This window comes from Arcicella sp. GW458-12-2-14-TSB2, assembly GCF_059423785.1.
Map to the genome: position 1 here is coordinate 1 of NZ_JBWKYN010000098.1, position 20,607 is coordinate 20,607.

The 20,607-nt window shown below is 35.6% G+C and carries 16 protein-coding genes; 4 read left to right on the top strand and 12 right to left on the bottom strand.

What is annotated here, in order from left to right; genetic code table 11:
• Window positions 1-42: 42 nt before the first annotated feature.
• Together AC07XN_RS14675 and AC07XN_RS14680 are read right to left on the bottom strand one after the other, a co-directional pair.
• Window positions 43-420, bottom strand: a complete 378-nt coding sequence (locus AC07XN_RS14675) for a DUF779 domain-containing protein (RefSeq protein WP_309920896.1) — start codon at window positions 418-420, stop codon at window positions 43-45.
• Between the two features lie 149 nt (window positions 421-569).
• Entirely contained in the window at window positions 570-2,120 is a 1,551-nt protein-coding gene (locus tag AC07XN_RS14680) for an aldehyde dehydrogenase family protein (protein ID WP_309920900.1), read from the bottom strand.
• A 283-nt stretch (window positions 2,121-2,403) separates the two neighbouring features.
• Here AC07XN_RS14680 and AC07XN_RS14685 point away from each other — a divergent pair, with 283 nt between their 5' ends.
• Window positions 2,404-3,384: an AraC family transcriptional regulator gene (locus AC07XN_RS14685; RefSeq protein ID WP_309920904.1), complete on the top strand. Its 981-nt coding sequence runs from the start codon at window positions 2,404-2,406 to the stop codon at window positions 3,382-3,384.
• A gap of 82 nt (window positions 3,385-3,466) precedes the next feature.
• Here the strand turns inward: AC07XN_RS14685 and fusA are convergent, their stop codons facing one another.
• From fusA to AC07XN_RS14710, 5 genes are all read right to left on the bottom strand, one after another.
• Complete coding sequence (gene fusA, locus AC07XN_RS14690; RefSeq protein ID WP_309920907.1) at window positions 3,467-5,560, bottom strand: elongation factor G; 2,094 nt, start codon at window positions 5,558-5,560, stop codon at window positions 3,467-3,469.
• 305 nt (window positions 5,561-5,865) lie between these two features.
• Window positions 5,866-6,912: a serine hydrolase domain-containing protein gene (locus AC07XN_RS14695; RefSeq protein ID WP_494743621.1), complete on the bottom strand. Its 1,047-nt coding sequence runs from the start codon at window positions 6,910-6,912 to the stop codon at window positions 5,866-5,868.
• Window positions 6,913-6,969: 57 nt separating this feature from the next.
• On the bottom strand, window positions 6,970-8,112 hold the full coding sequence (locus tag AC07XN_RS14700) for a helix-turn-helix domain-containing protein (protein ID WP_494743622.1): 1,143 nt from the start codon (window positions 8,110-8,112) through the stop codon (window positions 6,970-6,972).
• Between the two features lie 161 nt (window positions 8,113-8,273).
• A complete protein-coding gene (locus tag AC07XN_RS14705; protein WP_323246654.1) occupies window positions 8,274-8,819 on the bottom strand; it encodes a hypothetical protein in 546 nt (181 codons plus the stop codon).
• A 295-nt stretch (window positions 8,820-9,114) separates the two neighbouring features.
• Window positions 9,115-10,068, bottom strand: coding sequence for a glycosylasparaginase (locus AC07XN_RS14710; protein ID WP_309920918.1), 954 nt, complete (start codon window positions 10,066-10,068; stop codon window positions 9,115-9,117).
• A gap of 354 nt (window positions 10,069-10,422) precedes the next feature.
• Here AC07XN_RS14710 and AC07XN_RS14715 point away from each other — a divergent pair, with 354 nt between their 5' ends.
• Window positions 10,423-11,679: a T9SS type A sorting domain-containing protein gene (locus AC07XN_RS14715; protein WP_494743623.1), complete on the top strand. Its 1,257-nt coding sequence runs from the start codon at window positions 10,423-10,425 to the stop codon at window positions 11,677-11,679.
• A gap of 197 nt (window positions 11,680-11,876) precedes the next feature.
• Window positions 11,877-12,113 carry a hypothetical protein gene (locus AC07XN_RS14720; protein WP_309920924.1) on the top strand — a complete coding sequence of 79 codons (237 nt, stop codon included), beginning with the start codon at window positions 11,877-11,879 and terminating at the stop codon, window positions 12,111-12,113.
• A 60-nt stretch (window positions 12,114-12,173) separates the two neighbouring features.
• On the opposite strand, the gene AC07XN_RS14725 is transcribed toward AC07XN_RS14720, so the two are convergent.
• The 5 genes from AC07XN_RS14725 to AC07XN_RS14745 all read right to left on the bottom strand — a co-directional run bounded on the left by AC07XN_RS14725 (window position 12,174) and on the right by AC07XN_RS14745 (window position 19,788).
• Window positions 12,174-15,527, bottom strand: a complete 3,354-nt coding sequence (locus AC07XN_RS14725) for an efflux RND transporter permease subunit (RefSeq protein WP_494743626.1) — start codon at window positions 15,525-15,527, stop codon at window positions 12,174-12,176.
• Window positions 15,528-15,642: 115 nt separating this feature from the next.
• On the bottom strand, window positions 15,643-16,803 hold the full coding sequence (locus AC07XN_RS14730) for an efflux RND transporter periplasmic adaptor subunit (protein WP_494743624.1): 1,161 nt from the start codon (window positions 16,801-16,803) through the stop codon (window positions 15,643-15,645).
• 59 nt (window positions 16,804-16,862) lie between these two features.
• Complete coding sequence (locus AC07XN_RS14735) at window positions 16,863-18,212, bottom strand: TolC family protein (protein ID WP_309920930.1); 1,350 nt, start codon at window positions 18,210-18,212, stop codon at window positions 16,863-16,865.
• A gap of 7 nt (window positions 18,213-18,219) precedes the next feature.
• The gene (locus AC07XN_RS14740) at window positions 18,220-18,822 is read right to left on the bottom strand and encodes a TetR/AcrR family transcriptional regulator (RefSeq protein ID WP_309920934.1); all 603 of its coding nucleotides are present in this window, start codon (window positions 18,820-18,822) and stop codon (window positions 18,220-18,222) included.
• A gap of 444 nt (window positions 18,823-19,266) precedes the next feature.
• On the bottom strand, window positions 19,267-19,788 hold the full coding sequence (locus tag AC07XN_RS14745; RefSeq protein ID WP_309920937.1) for a cupin domain-containing protein: 522 nt from the start codon (window positions 19,786-19,788) through the stop codon (window positions 19,267-19,269).
• 146 nt (window positions 19,789-19,934) lie between these two features.
• Between AC07XN_RS14745 and AC07XN_RS14750 the strand changes: the two genes are divergently transcribed.
• A complete protein-coding gene (locus AC07XN_RS14750; protein WP_494743625.1) occupies window positions 19,935-20,420 on the top strand; it encodes a YdcF family protein in 486 nt (161 codons plus the stop codon).
• Window positions 20,421-20,607: the final 187 nt, after the last annotated feature.

The window sequence follows — 20,607 nt, forward strand, 5'->3', positions numbered from 1 at the left end:
TCACTAGGGAGGGACTTAAGTCCCTCCCTAGTGATTAATAGATTATTCTCCTTTTGAAACAGCACTTAGATTTTGAAGTTCAGCTTCAGTATACACTTGTGAACGAATAATAAACCGCAGACCCAAGGGTATTTCTAAAGAAAAGCTAGCTCCTCTCCCTTCAACAACATCTAATGTTAACTGGGTATATTGCCAATATTCAAACTGAAAGGCACTCATAAAAAATTCGCAACCATGAATTTCGCCCAATAAAACATCGTTAGCACCTGTTTTAAATTCACCAACAGGAAAACACATGGGAGCAGAACCATCACAACACCCTCCGCTTTGATGAAACATAATGGGTCCATGTTCCTTACGCAGGCGGTCAATTAACTCCTCTGCCTTGGCAGTAACCAATACTCTAGGGGTTTTGTCCATGAATTTTATGATTAAATGGCTATCGGTCGTCGGATTTCAGCTTTCAGTCATCGGAAGTGAACTTTCAGCTATCGGTCATCAGATGTCGGCTTTTTACTTACTACAAGCAAACATATTACTGAAAGCCGATGACCGAAAGCCGATAGCCCCTAAAAGAATCCTAATGCCTTTTTATCATAAGAAATCAACATATTTTTGCAAGAACGATAATGGTCGAGCATCATTTTATGATTTTCGCGACCAAATCCAGATTTTTTGTATCCACCAAACGGAGCGTGAGCAGGATATGCATGATAGCAGTTTACCCAAACACGACCAGCCTGAATAGCTCTTGGTACTTGATACAATTCATGTGCATCACGCGTCCAAACACCAGCACCTAAACCATACAGCGTATCATTAGCAATTTCAATTGCTTCCTCCACAGTTTTAAAAGTCGTTAATGCGGCTACAGGGCCAAAGATTTCTTCTTGGAAAACACGCATTTTGTTATGTCCTTTCAAAATCGTCGGTTGAATATAATAGCCATTAACAGCGTCGCCCTCTTGTAAATGCGCAGCTCCTCCACAAAGTGTTTCCGCCCCTTCGTCTGCTCCAATTTTCAAGTATGATAATATTTTCTCGTATTGGTCGTTCGAAGCCTGTGCACCAATCATCGTAGTCATATCTAATGGGTGTCCTTTTTTGATAGCATTTACCCTATCAATTAATCTAGCAATAAAGGCATCAGCGATAGACTCGTGTACAAGGATTCTTGAAGGACAAGTACATATTTCACCTTGATTCAATGCAAACATCGCTGCACCTTCCAAACACTTATCAAAGAAATCATCATCTGCCTCCATGATACTTGGGAAGAAAATATTTGGTGATTTCCCACCCAATTCCATCGTTACTGGAATAATGTTTTCTGAAGCATACTGCATGATTAAACGTCCTGTAGTGGTTTCGCCTGTAAATGAAACCTTCGACACTCTAGTAGAACTTGCCAAAGGCTTACCAGCTTCCAAACCAAACCCATTCACAATGTTCAATACTCCTGCTGGTAAAACATCTTGAATCAATTCTAATAAACACAAAATACTTACAGGCGTTTGTTCTGCTGGCTTCATCACAATCGTACAACCGGCCGCTAAAGCAGGAGCCATTTTCCAAGTAGCCATCAAAAGAGGGAAATTCCATGGAATAATTTGAGCAACCACGCCAATAGGCTCATGGATAATCAAAGAAAGTGTGTTGGGGTCATGTTCGGCAGCAGAACCTTCATCTGTTCTGATACAAGCTGCAAAATAACGGAAGTGGTCAATTACTAAAGGTAAATCAGCATTGATGGTTTCTCTGATAGGCTTACCGTTATCAATTGTTTCAACAGTAGCTAAATACATCAGGTTTTGCTCAATAATATCAGCAATTTTCAGTAGGATATTACTTCGTGTTGTTGCCGAAGTCTTTGACCACGTAGCAAAAGCCTCATGAGCTGCATCTAATGCTAATTCAACATCTTCTTTTGTCGAGCGAGGTACTTTAGAAATAACCTTGGCATCAATAGGTGATGTATTTTCAAAATATTGCCCTTTTACAGGTGCCACCCATTTACCACCGATAAAGTTTTCGTATTGATTTCTAAAAATTGGTCTTGCTATAAGATTGTCGGTATTTGAGCTCGCAGTTACAGGAGCTTCTGCTTCAAGATTTTCCATAATAAAAATTAAATGCGTTTCGTGATTTATTTTTTACAAATTTATCTTGAATTATTACTATTACTATTTACTTTTATATCACAAAACTTGATGATAGTATCATAGTATTTTTTTGTCATAATATTGAATTATTGCCATAAACGTGATAATCGTATCATTAAAATTGACTATTGTATCATTTAATATTTAGCAAATTGCATCAATAAGCTCATCTTAGTATTATTGTAAATAAAGTTTTACAGCACTTGTGCTACCATTAACCATTGGGTTCAATCAAATTAAAATGAAACAGATTCATAAGCCCCAGTCGCCAGCACTAAAGCCGGTAAAGGATTTAATTACGCTCGTTGAGAACCGTACTGTATATTCATTGGATAATTTTGAATTGAATATATTCGAGACTCATCAGCAAAGTGAAGACGTCCGTTTAAAATTCAATAGCTTTGTGCTTACTACGATGTTTCGTGGTAAAAAAGTAATGCATTTGTTTGATAAGCAAGGTTTTGAATACCTTCCTGGCGAGTCAGTAATTGTACCTGCCAATGAGGAAATGAAGATAGATTTTCCAGAAGCGGATTTCTCGAACCCCACGCAATGCATGGCTCTTGCGATTAAAAGTGAGCAAATTAAAGAAACTGTCAATCTATTAAATGAAAAATATGCTAAAGTAGAAGAACATGAGTCGTGGCAAATAGATTTAGATACCTTCCATTTAAAAAACTCGTTGGAAGTCAGCAATACGATTGACCGCCTTGTAAAAGTTTCTACAGAAACCAATTCAGCGAAAGACTTATTTGCTAATTTTATGGTTAATGAATTGTTAATCAGACTCATGCAGACACAAGCAAGGGTATTGATTGTAGATAATTATAAAAAATATGCTAATACCAATCGCTTTGCCTTCGTGATTCAATATATCAAAGAACACATCACTGAGAAACTGAATATAGAAAAGCTTTGTGATTTAGCTTGTATGAGCAAGCCTAATTTCTTTCGTCAATTCAAAAGAGAATTAGGCATTACACCTGTTGATTTTATCAATCAAGAGAGAATCAAGATTGCTAAAGAGTTATTGGCTGAAACCAGAAATGATATTAGCGATGCTTGTTTCAAGGCAGGTTTTGGCAGTACTAATTACTTCTTTATTATCTTCAAAAAGCATGTAGGCATTACCCCCGGAAAGTTTAAGGAATTATGTTTGTTGTCGGGAGGAAGAGGAGGAGCTAATCTTAGTTTACATCTTTCACAAAAAATGATTGGCTAAAAATATTCTTTATAAACAAAAAGCCTTCACAGAGTTAACTCCGTGAAGGCTTTTATATTTTTTACTAGTACGCTGGGATGAATTACAATCCTTTCGCTTTTTTCACGATTTCTTCAGCCAAGTTTTGTGGCACGAATTCATAGTGAGAGAACGTTAAGTTTGCAGTAGCACGTCCAGAAGACATAGTACGTAAATCAGTTACATAACCGAACAATTCAGATAAAGGGATATCAGCTTTCAAGATTACAGCACCTTGTTTAGAATCCATACCTTTCATCATACCACGACGACGGTTCATGTCACCAGTGATAGGACCTGTGTATTCGTCAGGAGTAACAACTTCTACAGCCATGATTGGTTCCATGATTTTAGCTCCAGCTTGTTTAGCTGCTTCTTTGTAACCCAAACGAGCTGCCATTTCGAATGACAACGCATCTGAATCGACATCGTGGAAAGAACCGTGGTATAAACGAACTTTCATTGAATCCATTGGATATCCAGCTAAAGCACCGTTTTTCATTGCTGCTTCAAATCCTTTTTGGATTGAAGGAATAAATTCTCTTGGAATTACCCCACCAACGATAGCATTAACGAATTCCAATCCTTCTTTACCATCTTCTCTTGGTCCGATTTCAAATGCGATATCGGCAAATTTACCTTTACCACCTGATTGTTTTTTGTAAACTTCACGGTGTTCAGTAGATTTCGTCAATGATTCTTTGTAAGCTACTTGCGGAGCACCTTGGTTTACTTCAACTTTGAATTCACGACGCATACGGTCGATGATGATTTCAAGGTGAAGCTCACCCATACCTTTAATGATAGTCTGTCCTGTTTCTTCGTTAGATTCAACTTGTAACGTTGGATCTTCTTCGATTAACTTACCAATAGCTTTCGAGAAGTTATCTTGGTCAGCTGATTTCTTAGGCTCGATAGCATACCCGATAACTGGCTCAGGGAATACCATTGATTCAAGAACGATTGGGTTTTTCTCATCAGATAAAGTATCACCAGTTTTGATGTCTTTAAATCCAACAACCGCAGCGATATCACCAGCTTCTAATCTTTCGATAGAATTTTGCTTGTTAGCGTGCATTTGGAAGATACGAGAGATACGCTCTTTGTTTCCAGAACGGTTGTTCAAGATATAAGAACCAGCCTCTAATACACCTGAATAAGCACGAACAAAACATAAACGACCTACGTAAGGGTCAGTTGCAATTTTAAATGCTAAAGCTGCAAATGGATCTTGAGTAGACGGTTTACGAATGATTTCAGCATCAGTACGTGGGTCAGTACCTACGATATTATCTTTATCTAAAGGTGAAGGTAATAATGCCATCACATAGTCAAGCATTGTTTGAACACCTTTGTTTTTGAATGATGAACCACAAAGCATCGGAACGATTTTCATTGCGATAGTAGCAGCACGAAGTGCAGCTAAGATTTCATCTTCAGAAATTGATTCTGGATCTTCGAAGTATTTCTCCATCAAAGTATCATCAAATTCTGCTACTGCTTCCAATAATTTCTCACGGTATTCAGTTGCTTCGTCGATCATATCTTCAGGAATAGGCACAACTTCAAAAGTCATTCCTTTATCGTGCTCGTTCCATTTGATACCACGGAAGTTAACTAAGTCAACAACACCTTCAAACTTATCTTCAGCACCGATTGGCAATTGTAAAGGCACAGCATAAGAACCTAACATTTCTTTTACTTGTCTACAAACATTCAAGAAGTCTGCACCCGAACGGTCCATTTTATTAACGAAACCTAAACGAGCTACGTTATAGTTGTTTGCTAAACGCCAGTTAGTTTCAGATTGAGGCTCAACACCATCAACGGCACTAAATAAAAATACAAGACCATCTAATACACGTAACGAACGGTTTACCTCAACGGTAAAATCCACGTGACCTGGAGTATCGATAATGTTAATGTGGTAATCTTGTTCTCTGTATTTCCAGCCTACAGTAGTTGCAGCTGAAGTAATGGTAATACCTCTTTCTTGCTCTTGCTCCATCCAGTCCATTGTTGCTGCACCATCGTGTACCTCACCAATTTTGTGGCTTACACCAGCATAGTAAAGAATACGCTCAGTGGTTGTTGTTTTACCCGCATCAATGTGGGCAGCAATACCAATGTTTCTTGTGTACTTTAAATCACGTGCCATTGTTAATATGTTGATTATTTGTTTTTTATCGTTTTTCTTAGGTTAATTTTCACATACAAAACAGAATAACTAATATAGGTTCTCACGTATGTACTCCTTTATCCTAATAAATTAGGGTGCAAAATTACTGATTCTTAGTTAAATACAAAAGCGAAGTGCAATATCTTTTTATTAACTTGGGTAAATACAAAATATCCGAACAAAATAAAACACTAAATTGTAGTAACGAATTGATTCCCTTGTTTCGCTATTTCTACAGAATGTTGACAAACGTTTGAATAGATTTACAAGGTACTTGTCCAACGTTACTGAACATCTATCATCAAATGGTAAAGTAATTGATGATGCCTCCTAAGCCCTTGTTTACCTTTCCACATAAATAGGCCTTGTTGTAGTAAAGAACGACCCGTATCATTTCTGGAAACGACTACTAAATGATTTCTGGAGTCAATAATCATAAATTGTCCTCCCCAACCCGATGCCCAAATGGTTTTATCATCTTGGTCAATCAGCCATAAATAACCATAATGATCCATTGGCTCATTATCTTTCACTGCTGAATAAGCTGTGGTACTTTCTTTAATCCATTCCGACGAAACTATTTTTTTACCTCGCCATTTTCCTTCGTGCAATATCAAAAGTCCAATTCGAGCTAAGTCAGAGGCCGTCAGATAAATGATATATTGTCGATGTTCAGAAAACGAAGGCTGTTTATAAGTAACATGATTTGCCCTGAATTTTTCCATGCCTAATGGCTTTGCAAGCCATTCTTCCATCATTTGTCCAATGCTCATCTTGGCTTGGTTCTCTAAAATCGTCCCTAATACATTAAAGCCCCAATTGTTATAATAATAAAACTCGCCAGGCTTGTGCATCCCTCTTTGCGGACGCGATGCCTTCATCTCTTTGGTCTCACCAGAGGCTTCAATATAAATACCCGACCTTGACATCAGCAAATCTCTAATCGTACAGGTTTTTTCGGGGGCTGTCAAAGGAGCCTTGCTATCATCAATTCCTAGCTCGTCAAGTGTTTGGTTTAGCCGAACAATACCTTTGTCTATGGCTATTCCATACAAAACGCTAATAATGCTTTTTCGGGCAGAGTGAGTCATAATAGGCAAATCTACTTCGCCCCATTGTGCCAGTATGCTGTCGTCTTTAATTGCTACGAAAGCATCATATTCAGTTTTATTTTTCAGGAAATCGTAAGCCTCTTCGATTTTCTCAGGTTTCCGAATTTGTTTCGTAAAAGGGAGCGGTTGGAAGGTTTTATTTTTACCATTCAAAAACCGTAAAGAGCAGGAACAAAAAAGTAGCGATGCTAAAATACCTAGATAAATAATTTTTCTCATGAGCGAAAGATGTTGATTTGTCCTGCAAACCAAGGCTTTCTACATCATAAAAAACTCTCAAAAAATATTTTGAGAGTCATTATTTTTATGTTTCTCTAGAAATTCTTTAGGAGATACGCCTTCAATTGCTTTGAAGACACGATAAAAACTAGCTTCTGAATTAAAGCCACATTCATAAGCCAAGCCCGCAATTGATAATTTTTCAACTTCGTCCGTTAAAAGTCTTTGCTTTATTTCATCAATGCGATAGCGGTTGATAAGGCTTCGGAAATTGGTATTCAATTCATTATTAATCACTGAAGAAATCAGACTGGGTGACAGATTTATACTTTTTGCCAGTGAATCAATGGTTAATTCAACGGTTAGGTAAATTTTATCTTGCTCTAAAGCCTGTAAAATTGCAATTTGAGCTAGTTGTCGTTCAGGGTTTAGTAGGGATACATTAGTCTCTTGTGGTTTGTCTGATACTAACTTGACTTCTTTAGGAATGTTGAGAGGATTAATGTTATAGCCTCTAAAGCCCATATAATAAATTAACCCTGCCAGAAAAACATGAAAAAATTTCCATGATACCAGTTGATTTTGCCAAAGACTAAAACCTAATAAAACTATCAAAATACCCGAAAGCACCATGATATTCCTGAGCCATTGCAACGTTGAGATATCAGAATTTGCGGTTTGCAGATATGTGTTTTTATCATAATGAACAATTTGACGGTAACTTAACAACCAATAGACAATTGCTGAAATGACAGATAAGATATCTTCTAAAGTCTTTATTTCATTGAAATATAATGCCTCCGCCAATTTATCTTTTTCTCCGATTGTGTTTATTGGCAATACTGTTAGATATACTATTATTGAATACATGGCGAAAATAGCATAAGGTAAAAAATGCCAAAGGTGTTTTTTACTGTATTTAAAAGACGAATTGGTTAATGAAATGGCATAAAAATAGATAATAGGAGCAATCAATAATTCTAATGAAATGGGCAAATAGCGTATAGAAGGGTTATCCCAAAGATGGGTAGTATGAAGAAGGATTTTGATGCATAAAATATTAAAAACAACAAGAATATAAGCTAATAGCTTTTTATTAAGATATAATGGCTTCTGGAGAAATATCAAAATAGATATTACACATCCTTGTATTATACCAACAAATAAGATTACCTCAAATACAGAAAATTGTTGGTTCATAATATTTAGTTTTTTAGTAAAGTTAAATATAGCAAACCATAAATACTTTTCTTTGATTGGTAACAAAACAAAAAACGTCTGTTGCAATTGCACAGACGTTTTAGTATCACCTAACCACTAAATATAATTTCTTTAATAAGTACCTTAATACTTATTTTGTATTAAATTTTTGCTTTAAATCTTGCTGATTCTAGCTGAGCTTGTTTTCCTTCAGAATTATTTCCGATGATAATCAATTCTCCTTCTATTTCAGTATCAGTCAATTTTGTAATATTTACTCTTCCCACTCCGTTCTTCAATCCTTCTTCGTTCACTAAGGTAGTTTGGTAAAAGTTGTTTAATTCTCTAAAATGGTTTACGTTTTTTATCAAATTCCCTATGTTTTGTACTTTGCCTTCGCCGGGGATAAAAAATGTTCCTTTTTCTTGAACACCGTATAACTTTACAAATACTGATTCCGACGTTTTTTCGTCTATTATCGCAATTGCTAAAGTTTTCAGCCCTCTTTCAATACCTTTTTTTACTTCTACCTTATCTGAATAAATTGTATGTTTATAACTTTCTTCAAAAGTGATTCTACCAGAGAAAAACCCTTTATTTGAGTTACTAATGACTTCTATATTTCTACTATAAGTAATTAATGTTGCTATGGAAAGCAATAGAATTGCTACTACTACTATTGGATTGTTTTTTAAAATTCGTTTCATAGGTTTATTGAAATCAATTATTTTCGCTTAGCTATTAATTTCTTGAGATCTATTAAAGATTTTGTACTTTTCTTATATTTGTCCGACAAAATTACAAATAATTTTCCGAAAATTACAAAAGACTTCTCATTAAGTCATTTTTAATTTATTAAACGGTAAATATTTTGTTTAATGACGTATTGAGTACTTAATTGCTTATAAACTATTGAACTTAAGGCTTTATTAGGTACTATTTATAAGGACTGAAAAAACCCAAAAAAGGTTGGTTCATATAAATTATTTTTTTGTTAATTTCTCATTTCATATAAGACCCAGCATCATACACTTTGGTCACACCTTCTATCGTAACTGTATAATTAAAGCCTGGTTGGATAGCATAAGCACCATATTCTCCTTTCTTATTTACTGCTAAATATCCAATCTGAAATTCTTTATAATTGTATCTTTTTACAATTCTCATGATGGCTTCTTCACATGCTTGCTGAGGTGTTCTTCCGTTTCTCATCAATTCTACAATCAAAAATGAACCTAACGTTTTTAAAACAAATTCACCTAGTCCTGTAGCACATGCTCCACCTACTTCATCATCACAGAAAACAGCCGCACCAATGATGGGCGAATCTCCTACTCTACCATGCATTTTAAAAGCTAAACCACTCGTCGTACAAGCACCAGAAATTTCACCTTTGTTTCCTAAAGCCAACAATCCGATTGTATCATGACGCTCGATATTAATTTTAGGCTCATATTTTGAGGTTTTCTTCCACTCTATCCAAGCTTTTTTAGCATTTTCGGTCAAGAGGTTTTCTTTTTTAAATCCTTGAGAAAGTGCAAATTGTAAAGCACCTTCACCCGACAGCATTACGTGTGGCGTTTTTTCCATCACGGCTCTTGCTACAGAAATAGGATGCATGATATTTTGCAAAAAATTTACAGAGCCAGCATTTCCTTTTTCATCCATAATACAGGCATCTAAGGTTACGAAACCATCTCTGTCTGGGAATCCCCCATAACCTACAGATGTATCGTTAGGGTCGGCTTCAGGCACCCTTGCTCCTGCCTCAACGGCATCCAAGGCTTTGCCTGTTTTTTGTAGCGATTCCCAAGCCGCATAATTAGCCTTTTCATTTTTCCAAGTTGATATTACCAACGGAAACGTAGCAAGGTTTGAATTATCAGACGCTTTCGCACTTACAGAAGCAAGTGCCGTTAATGCTGTTGTTTGTTTAATAAAGGTTCTGCGTTGCATGAAGAATTAAATTGTTGATTAATAGCAATTTCACAATTGCTTAGATTTTAAAATAAAAAGGATAAGTAAGGTTGCTGTTGATAGCTACTCAATTTATTAAAAAATCTAAACATATAAAAACTATCACATTAATCTGTAATAAATCTTATGCTCATAGGGTTTTATCAAAAAAGTGTGCAGGCATTGCTAAAATTGCTGCTAAATCGCTCAATTCTTTGATTTATTGTACATTCAATCAAAAAAATATCATAAATAGCTTGTTATAAGATTTAAAATCTATGAAATATTTTGTACGGAAAAATATTTATTTATTTTCGTATAATAAATTCTACAATATCAACCCGCACTCGCCTAATGAAATTAACGCTTATTGTACTTTTTTGGGGATTTTTCTTCACAGTGGCTCAAACCCAAGTTATTTACTTTAATCAGAACTTCGAAACCGCTACTACAAGCTCGCAGATACCTTTTGAAAGTGAAAATACTCCGACAGTGGGTCAATTTAATTACCTTACTAATGTATTAATTAATGCTAGCGGAGAGAAGTATTTAAAATTTATAGGGAATAATTCTATTTGTAGGGCAACCAGAAGCACTGCTTTTTCACCTACCCCTTCTACTTTATATGTTCAGTTTTCGGTTAGGGCTAGCAGTATTGGGGCAGAAAACCTCAATGCGGTGGAATTTTATTTTGGCGACGGAGCCAATTTTGATAATAGTACGGCTTCTCCAACCTCGCCAGTAATGAGCATTAAATTTGGAGTAAATACTCCTTCAAATCTTATTATTCAAGGAGCGCCTCAATTAGCTAATTCATTTATCCCTGTCACGCTTTTTATCAACAATAGCAATGGCACGATGAGCTACAATGATGGTGTAAGAAGTGGTATGGTTAATGCCAAAAAGTATGATTTGTATGCTGGTGCTATATTAATCAGCAACGACCAGCCCCTAGATAACCTCGATGGAAATTTGACAAAATTCAAAATTCTGACAAAAAGCATTACGGGTTCTCCGACATTCGACTTTGATAATTTTATCATTAAAAATGACTTCATAAAATTATCCACTGCCCTTACCTCTTTCAAAGCACAGTCGGTAGAGACCCATAAAGTAGCATTGAGTTGGGAAACTGCTACAGAAATCAATAGTGATTATTTTGTATTGGAAAGAAGTAGAGATAGTATTAACTATATTCAAATCAGTAAAATAAAAGCTGCGGGAGAATCTTCAAATAAAACAACGTATCAATTTGTTGATGAAACGCCATCATTCGGAACAAATTATTATCGTTTAAAGCTAATCGAGACAGATAAAAAAGAACAGGTTTTCATTCCTCAATCAGTAGTTATTTCTGATGCCAATGTCCCGTTTGGTGTATTTCCTAATCCAGTCATTACTCCTGAATTCTATGTTAAAGTAGAAAATACAGAGGAATCTGAACTGAGTCTTTTTGATATTAACGGCAGAAATATTGCCTTTGAAAAGAATACTATCACAGATACTATCTTGAAAGTTATTCCTTCTGAAGGATTGAATTTGGGTATGTATGTACTAAAAGTGAAAAATGCTGGCAGTGTGAAAGAACATAAAGTTATTGTTTTTAAGTAAGGCTGTATTACTAAGTTTAAGCGTAAAAAATAACGTTGTCATCGTATAGAGGTTTAGAGAGGCTAAAAATCATAAGTAAATTTACTTATTCTGTCTAAAAACTTTTAAAAATAGAAAATCATTGTCATCAAAAACGGTAAAATATGTTATATTTGATTACACGACCGCCAATATAATCACTTTAAAACATTACGACGATGGCATTACAATACTTATCCGATACCTATGGAAAACCCACTGCAGTAGTTATACCGATAAATGTTTGGGAAATAATTACAGACAAATACCAAGACTTAAAAAAGCTTGATGGTGTTTTTGCTCAACATACAGAAATTGAACCTCTTGACAACATTGAGAAAAGCTTCAAAGAAATGCAACGAGTAAAAAAAGGGAAATTACTGAAAAAGACGTTTGTTGATTCTTTTCAAAAATAGAAACCTCATCATTACAAAAAAGAAGAAGCCACAACTTAATTGCTGTGGCTTCTTCTTTTTCTAAACTTCTTGTACTACTGGTTTCCCAAAGTATTTCTGTCTGATTCGTTCGTTGATATAATACATACAAGGAACGATAACAAGGGTAAGAATCGTAGAGAACGTAAGTCCGTAGATAATCGTCCATGCTAAGATATTCCAGAAAGCAGCACTGTCAGACCCTGTATGAATATGTGGATTTAGTTCTGTAAACATTGCCACAAAGTCGATACTCAAACCAATTGCCAAAGGTACTAAACCTAATACTGCGGCAGCGGCTGTCAAGATTACAGGCGTCAAACGTGTACTTCCTGCTTCCACGATGGCCTTCTTCAATGGATAACCCCTGTGTACTAACTCATCGGTAAATTCTATCAATAGAATACCATTTTTTACCACAATACCAGCCAAGGCGATAATACCTACCCCTGACATAATAATAGAGAACGTTTGACCAAATGCCATAAAGCCCAACAATACCCCAATAAACGAAAGCAAGATGGTAACAAAAATGATAATTGGTTTTGAGATAGAATTAAACTGCATTACCAATACCAAGAAAATCAATAATACTGCTGAAACAAGGGCTCCTGCCAAGAACGTACCCGTTTCTTTTTGGTCTTCTTGTTCACCTCCCATACGAAGTGTATAGCCACTTGGTACATCCATATCATCAATTAACTCTTGAATCTCTGCAACTATTTCATTAGCATTATAGCCTTGTACTACATTCGAGCTCAATGTTACTAAACGCTCTTGATTCTTACGATTAATCTGACTGAAAGAAGTAGAGTAAGAAATCGTAGCAATAGAATTTAAAGGTACTTGACGTAATACGCCACCCATTACCATATCTCTATAAGTAATATTCAAACTCAATAATTTTTCAATTTGATTTCTATCTTCCGATTTAACCCTTAATTGAATTGGGTATTCATCCTTATCATCTCTGAATTTAGATATTTCAGTTCCGAACAAAGCAGTACGAACAGCCATCGCTACTTGTGCAGATGAAATACCTTCACGTTGAGCTTTCTCTTTATCCACATCAATGATAATTTCAGGCTTGTTAGTAATCAAATCTGATTTTAGCTCTTCAATACCTTTAATGCCCGACTTGTCAATAGCACTTAGCACTCTTTTTTCAAGTTTCGCCAACTCTTTAAAGTCATCCCCTGCTATTTCAATCGCAATAGGTGCACCTGTTGGTGGTCCATTGTTTTCTCTATCTACTGAAATAATAGAACCCGGTAATGGCAATGCCTTAATCTCTTTACGAACCTTATCTAAAATCACTTCCGAAGAAATACCTCCACGATTAACTTTACTCACAAAGGCTACAGTTACTTTAGATTTCTGTGGCGTTGGTGCTCTATCTGGGTTGGTTGGGTCACCAGCATTTTTACCAACGTTTGAAATCACAGAGTTAACCATTCCTTCTGCATTTTCTCTTTTTAATACCTCAAATACCTTCTTTTCAATCACCTTGGTTACCGAATCCGTTACACGGGCATCAGTACCTACAGGCATATTGTTGTAGATATAGATATAGTCAGGGTCGCCACTTGGGAAGAATATTACTTTTGGTTGAACTATTCCCATCAAAACAAAAGTAACTACCAACAATACAACCATTCCTATTACCGCAAATACTGGACGATAGCCTGTAATTACCCAAGAGATTAATTTTTGATAATTATTCTTGAAAGCTGGTAACGATTTTTCTTGGAAAGGAATGATGATTTTAGGCGTAAGGATAAAATGGTTGAACACATACAATGCAAGAATCAACACAAAGAAGTTTCCTAAGCCAAAGTTCACAATATAACCAAGCAACGCACAGACAGCTAATATAATAGCAGGTTTTTTCAGTGATTGTACACTTGTATCTACATGCTCGTTTTCATCATGACGTTTCATGAATGAAACGGCAAAAACTGGGTTCATTACATAAGCCACAATCAACGAAGCAATCAACGTACAGATTAAAGTAATTGGTAAGAACTTCATGAATTCACCTACGATACCAGGCCAGAAAAGCAACGGTACGAAAGGCATAATCGTAGTAGTAGTTCCTGATAATACAGGGATAAATACTTCCGAAGCTGCCAATTTTACGGCATCAACAATTGATATATGACGATAGCGATTGAAAATACGGTGTGAGTTCTCAATAACCACGATGGCATCATCCACAACAATCCCTAGCCCGAGTAAGAAAGCAAAAAGTACGATTGTATTCAGGGTAAAGCCCATGAAATACAAAGGAATGAATGCTAACAAGGCCGACAAAGGAACAGATAGACCAACGAAAATAGCATCACGAACGCCCATAAAGAACATCAATACTAATACTACGAAGATAAATCCGAGGATTACAGTATTTACCAAGTCGTTAATATCTCCTTTTGTTCTTTCAGATGAATCGGCAGTGATTTTAATCTCTAAACCTTGTGGTAAACGATTCTCCTTAGCTTTTGCGATAATTTCCTCAATTTTCTCTGAGGCAGCAATCAAGTTAGCACCACCACGTTTGATGACGTTCAGGGTAACTACTTTCTTGTTATTCAAACGAGCAAAATCTTGCTGTTCTTCACTGCTATCAATTACTTCGGCAACATCTCCTAAACGAACCATTGCCCCTAAAGACGAACGAAGACGAATATTCTGGATTTGATCCATCGATTTAAACTCTCCTTTCACTCTTAGCGTTCTACGAACACCTTCAACGCTTAGTTCACCTCCAGAAATGTTTACGTTTTCACCCTGAATGGCCATTTGGACATCACTAAAAGTAAGTCCAGCTACTTGTGCTTTGTATAAATCAAGGTTGATTTGAATTTCACGTGTTAATGCCCCTACAATATCTACACGGGTAATTTCTGGTAAACCTTCAATCTCATCTTGTAAATCTTCTGCGAAATCTTTCAATTTAGCCAACGGGAAGTTCCCAGCTAAGTTGATGTTCATAATTGGGAATTCCGAAAAGTTAACATCCTGCACAACAGGTTTCTTGGTTAAATCTTTTGGTAATTCTACGATATCAACTTTGTCTTTTACTTTTCTTAAAGCGTCATCTACTTTCACATCAGGATTGAATTCAACTAGAATAATCGAGAAATCTTGTAGTGAGTTCGACTTTACTTTCTTTACCCCAGCAATCGTTTTGATTTGCTTTTCGATTGGCTTGGTAATGGTATTTTCAATATCCCCTGGCGTTGTTCCTGCATAAATAGTTTGTACATAAATTTGCGGTACTTTAATATCAGGGAATTGTTCTTTCGGTAAAATGTTATAAATAACCATACCGACAATGAATAGCACTACGGTGAAAAGATACACCGTTTTCTGATTGGTTGCTAACCAACCAATCATGTTATATATGGCCCCCGAACCATGTTTCTCGTTGGTGAGGGCTTCGTTTTCTTCTTGCTCTTTCATGATAAAATGTTGAGTGATAGTAATGCGTAAATGCGAAGATGGCTATTGATTAAAATGCCACTGGTGTTCCATCTACTAATTCTTGATACCCTTGAGTAATTACTAAGTCACCCGTAGTAAGGCCTTCTAAAATTTCAACATTACCATTATAAGAAATACCTGTTTTAACGACTTTGCTACGAGCTACTTTCTTACCATTTTCGGTAACGGCTACGTAAACAATATCACCTAATTCAGTTTTCTGGATAATGTTTTGATTAACCACTAACGAATTAGATTTTGTCAAATCGTTGATATTAACAATAGCTACTTGATTTGGCTTTAAAGCCCCACCCAAATTCGGAATGTTTCCTTCAATACCAAACGTTCTTGAAACTGGGTCAACTACAGCATTTACTACTGAAATTTTGGTATTCAATTCTTTGTTAATATCTGGAAATTTCACTGTCATGGTAGCCCCTTGTTTTACAGAACCCACATAAGTATCAGCAATTTTAGCCGTGATTTTCAAGTCGCCAACGTTTACAATCTGAGCAATCGGTACACCTGGAGAACCCATTTCACCTGTTTTCTGGCGAACGATTTCAACTGTTCCAGAAATTGGTGCGTATACTTTAGTCATTGCCAACTGAGTTTCCATCGTTACGATACGTCTCTCCAAAGATTCTTTGTTCGCTTTCGCTTGAAGATACTGCACTTCTGTACCAATCTGTTGATCCCAAAGTGTTTTTTGCTTATTGTATAGCGTAACAGCTAAATCTAACTGGTTTTTGATTTCAGCTAAACTTTCTTTCAACACATTGTTGTCGATAGTAGCTACCAACTGTCCTTTTTTCACAGCTTGACCATCAATGATAAAAATGCCTGTGATAGCACCTGCCATTTGTGGTGTTACTTGAACAATGTTTTTAGAAGTAACTACGCCTTGTGCTTCAACAAAATGTTTGAAATTTTCAGCCTGAATCGGCATTACAGCAACTGTAATTACTTTTGCTTCTGCTTTATCTTCGCCAGCTCCTAACTCTTTTTCTAATGCCTTAATTTGGGTTTCAAGCTCTTTTTGCTCTGTTTTCAACTTAGCCAATTCAGCTTTTTTATCTGGTTTACTACAAGATGCCATGAACAATGAACTTGTTAGTATACTCCCCACCAATAATAATTGAAGCCCTGTGAGCTTAGAGGTATTTGGTTTGTTTAATAAATATTTCATGTTGATATGATGGTAAATGTCTTTTTATAATCTAAATTATTTAATGTTCTTATTTGAATCTATTCAGTATAAAGTCTTCCCAATGCTTTGTCTAAATCTACTTTTGCAACTAAAGCATTATAGAATGTTGTAAAATAGTTGGTTTGTGCTTCTTTGTAAGCGATTTCAGCATTTACCACTTCTAAGTTTGACCCAACCCCTTGTTGATATTTTATTTTAGTAACTCTTACTACTTCTTTGGCCAATTCCATATTAGCTTTCTGTTCTTCTAATGTTTCATAAGCATTCTTTAACGTAATATGGCTTTGTGTAACTTGAAGGTCGATTGAGTTTTCTAATAATTCAAAACTGTTTTTTACTTTTTGTAAACTGTTTTGTGATTGAACAATTTTGTATTTCTTCTGGAAGCCATCAAAAATTGGTATCTGTATCGATAAGCCAAGTGTTGCGGCATTGAACCACGGCTTGGTAACTAAGTCTGAAAACTTAGGGCGACCAGCCGAATAATTGTAACCACCTGTCAGCATTACTCTTGGTAAATAACCCACCTTCTGGTTTTTTACGTCCAATTCAGCCAAACGATTTTGTGTCTCAAGGATAGAATATTCAATACGATTGCCATATTTAATATCCTGCGGTGTTTCTGGCAATACCTCTGAAATTTTTACATCGGCCAATTTATCCGTTAAAGTAATGTTTTCAGTAATCTTCTTTCCCATTTGAAATTTCAACAGATGGTAACTTAAATCCTGCAAACGTTGTACATTCTTTGCTTCTATTTTCAAGTTATTCATCTGAACTTCAAGGCGTTGCACATCTATTTTTTCTGTAAAACCTTGTACGTTCAATGCCTTGGTATCACGCAATAAAGAATCTAAACGACCAATGTTTAAATCAAGTAATTTGATTCTCTCTTCGTTTACCAAGATACTGTAATATGCTTTTGTCACATTCTCAGCGGCTTGTTGCTTCGTTTGTACCAGTGTTTTTTTAGATAGCTCTTTGTATACATCTGCTGCCTTAAGCCCCAGTAAGTACGAACCATCAAACAAAATCTGGTTCAGGTTAACACCAGCCTGACCGCTATTGGCAACACCAAATTCAGCCGCTATTACATCCCCTTCTTTAGCACTTGGGTCGAATGTTTTAGCAGGGATAAATACTTTCTGAATAATCAGGTTGTTAGTATACCCAATATTTCCACTCACTTGTGGCAAACCAATACCTTTCAATTCACTTACTCTTGCTTCAGCAGTTAAAATATCAATTTGAGCATTTTTGATAGAGGTATGATTCTTGACAGCATAATCTACCGCTTCGCGGAGAGAGTAGCTTTGCTGTGCTTTTACGAATTGTGAAGTAATTAAAATGCTAAATAAGAGCAAATTACCTCTTAGAAGTTTTCTCATTTGAAGTTTACTTTTGTTGGTATTCATTATAAATTTTGGTTCCTTTCTCGGTTAAAACACCTCGGATAAAATGGTCTAGGAGTTCTAATTGCACTTCTACTATGGTAAATTTGCTAATTGAAAAACTGCTAGGATCAAAACCCATTTCAATTTGTTCAAGACGCATTCTAGCAAGAATATCTATTTTAATTTCTGCTCTGAACAAGCCTTGCTCTATGCCTTCAATTAAATCTTTTTTGATACTTTCTAGGATGAATTTTTCCTTATGTTCTTGAAAGATATTCCATGACCTAGGATGGTACTTTTTAATATCAAATAATGTTGATGGATTTACCTCGGCAAAGGCTTGCTTAATGACCTCCATTGACTTTACCATTCTATCTATAACATTCTTTGACGAATTGTGTAGTTCTTCCCATTCACATTTATCTTCCTTCATTTCTCTTTGAAATAACTGAAACACAATATCGTCTTTGTCTTCAAAATGCAGATAAATCGTTTTTTTAGAGATTCCTAATTCGTTGGCAATATCATCCATAGTCACAGATTTTACTCCGTAACGAAAAAACAATTCTTTCGCCTTAATGATGATTCTTTCTTTGATTTCCAATGTGATGTAATAATTTGGTAAGGAAACTTTAGAAACATTAAAAGTTTCTTATGCAAAGCTATGGAAACTTTCAACTGGCTCAAAGTTTTTTATGATTTTTTTTAGAAAAGGTAAAACTCGGTGATAAGCGGTTGAAGCTATTGGCAGGTATTAAATATTTAATATGTGCAGGTTATGTTAAATAATTGTAAAGCAAGCTAGTTTTAGTAAACTTGTTGTATTTGCATTTTTTTTATATCCTTGCTTATCGTGTTTATTTTTTTGGCGATGTAAAATGCTTTCTTATTAAATATTTATATCAAAAAACATACCATTTTTCCATAAAATTCTGTTTTTTTCAGGTGTTATGACTACAAAAAAGGTCGTCAGAAAATAGATGATTCTTGACGACCTTTTTTTTATTATGGTAAATTAATGACACAATAAAGCTAATAATGGTTGGAATTATCTTCCAAAATCATCTTGTAATCTCACAATATCTTCCTCGTCGGATGGATTTTCAGGGTCAGTATGTTGCCAGATTTCGGCTACTATTCCCCAACCATCTAAACCAATTAAACGGTGGCGTTCGCCTGTATCCATCTGAATAAAACTTCCTGATTCTAATACTTTCACTTCGTCAGACTCTTCGTCTGTATCACTAATCTTTACACCTACTGTAGTACCTGCAATTACTTTCCAGATTTCAGCACGACGGAAATGATATTGCCATGACAAACGTTTTTCAGGAGCTACAACTAAAATCTTTGGTGATAATTTATTGGTAATCTGAATTTCAGACATTTCCAAATGTGGAAAATATTTAGCTGCAAAAGCTGGTGCTTGAGTTTCGTCGATAACAAAAAAACCTCCCCAAGGACGAGTTTGGTCTTGTTTAACTACAGTAAAGTTATCTTCCGCCAAAGCAGCTGCAATTTGTTCAAAGATAGATGCCTTATCAGCATCTTGAGAAAGGGTAAGATTCATAAGGTTTGACAGTTTTTGAATTACAAAGTTAAGAGTTTTGCATAATTTCCCTTTGATAGGCAAAAACTATTTAGCAATTATAGTTCTATCTTTGCCATGTCTTCCCATCAAATAAAACTATAAAATTATTAAATGGTATTTTCCTTATGAACGGATTATTGATTATCATGGCTGATGCCAATACTTATGATGGGAACCTTTCACCGATTGCCATTGACAGAGTATTGGGTGCATCAAAATTCTTGAAAAATAATCCTGAATTTTATGTTTTATGTACTGGTGGCTTTGGTAGTCATTTCAACACTTCTGAGTACCCACATGCCCAACATCTACAGAATTTTTTATTAGAAGAGGGAATTGCTCACGACAGGTTTGTTGAATTCTCTTTAGGCGAAACTGCTATTGAAGACATTCAGCTATGTCATAGAATCATTAATCGCTATGAACCCGATATGGTAGCTGTGATTACTTCAGATTATCAAGTAGAAAGAATCCGTTTTACTTTTCAAAAATATTCTGATTATCAGTTCTTTTTTTTCCTTGAAGTAAAATCAAATTTATACGAAGAAGAAATGGAAAGACTTGTCAGGCTTGAACAACAGGCACTCAATCGACTAATGCTTTTACCATAAAACACCAAGAGGCTTACTTTCGTAAACCTCTTGATATTGATATATTAATAAATATTGAAGCTGTTTAAACTTTCGGTTTCTGAGGTGAAAGTATTGTATTTTTGAATTGATTTTTCAAAATTTGCGAAGCATAGCATCGCTACGTTGAGTAAATTTTGGAACAAGCTATTCTAAAAGACTTAGTTTA

What these genes read in the sequence shown, in the direction of transcription:
- AC07XN_RS14675 (WP_309920896.1), bottom strand. Translation starts at nt 420, where the DNA reads ATGGACAAAACCCCTAGAGTATTGGTTACTGCCAAGGCAGAGGAGTTA.
- AC07XN_RS14680 (WP_309920900.1), bottom strand. Translation starts at nt 2,120, where the DNA reads ATGGAAAATCTTGAAGCAGAAGCTCCTGTAACTGCGAGCTCAAATACC.
- AC07XN_RS14685 (WP_309920904.1), top strand. Translation starts at nt 2,404, where the DNA reads ATGAAACAGATTCATAAGCCCCAGTCGCCAGCACTAAAGCCGGTAAAG.
- fusA (WP_309920907.1), bottom strand. Translation starts at nt 5,560, where the DNA reads ATGGCACGTGATTTAAAGTACACAAGAAACATTGGTATTGCTGCCCAC.
- AC07XN_RS14695 (WP_494743621.1), bottom strand. Translation starts at nt 6,912, where the DNA reads ATGAGAAAAATTATTTATCTAGGTATTTTAGCATCGCTACTTTTTTGT.
- AC07XN_RS14700 (WP_494743622.1), bottom strand. Translation starts at nt 8,112, where the DNA reads ATGAACCAACAATTTTCTGTATTTGAGGTAATCTTATTTGTTGGTATA.
- AC07XN_RS14705 (WP_323246654.1), bottom strand. Translation starts at nt 8,819, where the DNA reads ATGAAACGAATTTTAAAAAACAATCCAATAGTAGTAGTAGCAATTCTA.
- AC07XN_RS14710 (WP_309920918.1), bottom strand. Translation starts at nt 10,068, where the DNA reads ATGCAACGCAGAACCTTTATTAAACAAACAACAGCATTAACGGCACTT.
- AC07XN_RS14715 (WP_494743623.1), top strand. Translation starts at nt 10,423, where the DNA reads ATGAAATTAACGCTTATTGTACTTTTTTGGGGATTTTTCTTCACAGTG.
- AC07XN_RS14720 (WP_309920924.1), top strand. Translation starts at nt 11,877, where the DNA reads ATGGCATTACAATACTTATCCGATACCTATGGAAAACCCACTGCAGTA.
- AC07XN_RS14725 (WP_494743626.1), bottom strand. Translation starts at nt 15,527, where the DNA reads ATGATTGGTTGGTTAGCAACCAATCAGAAAACGGTGTATCTTTTCACC.
- AC07XN_RS14730 (WP_494743624.1), bottom strand. Translation starts at nt 16,803, where the DNA reads ATGAAATATTTATTAAACAAACCAAATACCTCTAAGCTCACAGGGCTT.
- AC07XN_RS14735 (WP_309920930.1), bottom strand. Translation starts at nt 18,212, where the DNA reads ATGAGAAAACTTCTAAGAGGTAATTTGCTCTTATTTAGCATTTTAATT.
- AC07XN_RS14745 (WP_309920937.1), bottom strand. Translation starts at nt 19,788, where the DNA reads ATGAATCTTACCCTTTCTCAAGATGCTGATAAGGCATCTATCTTTGAA.
- AC07XN_RS14750 (WP_494743625.1), top strand. Translation starts at nt 19,935, where the DNA reads ATGAACGGATTATTGATTATCATGGCTGATGCCAATACTTATGATGGG.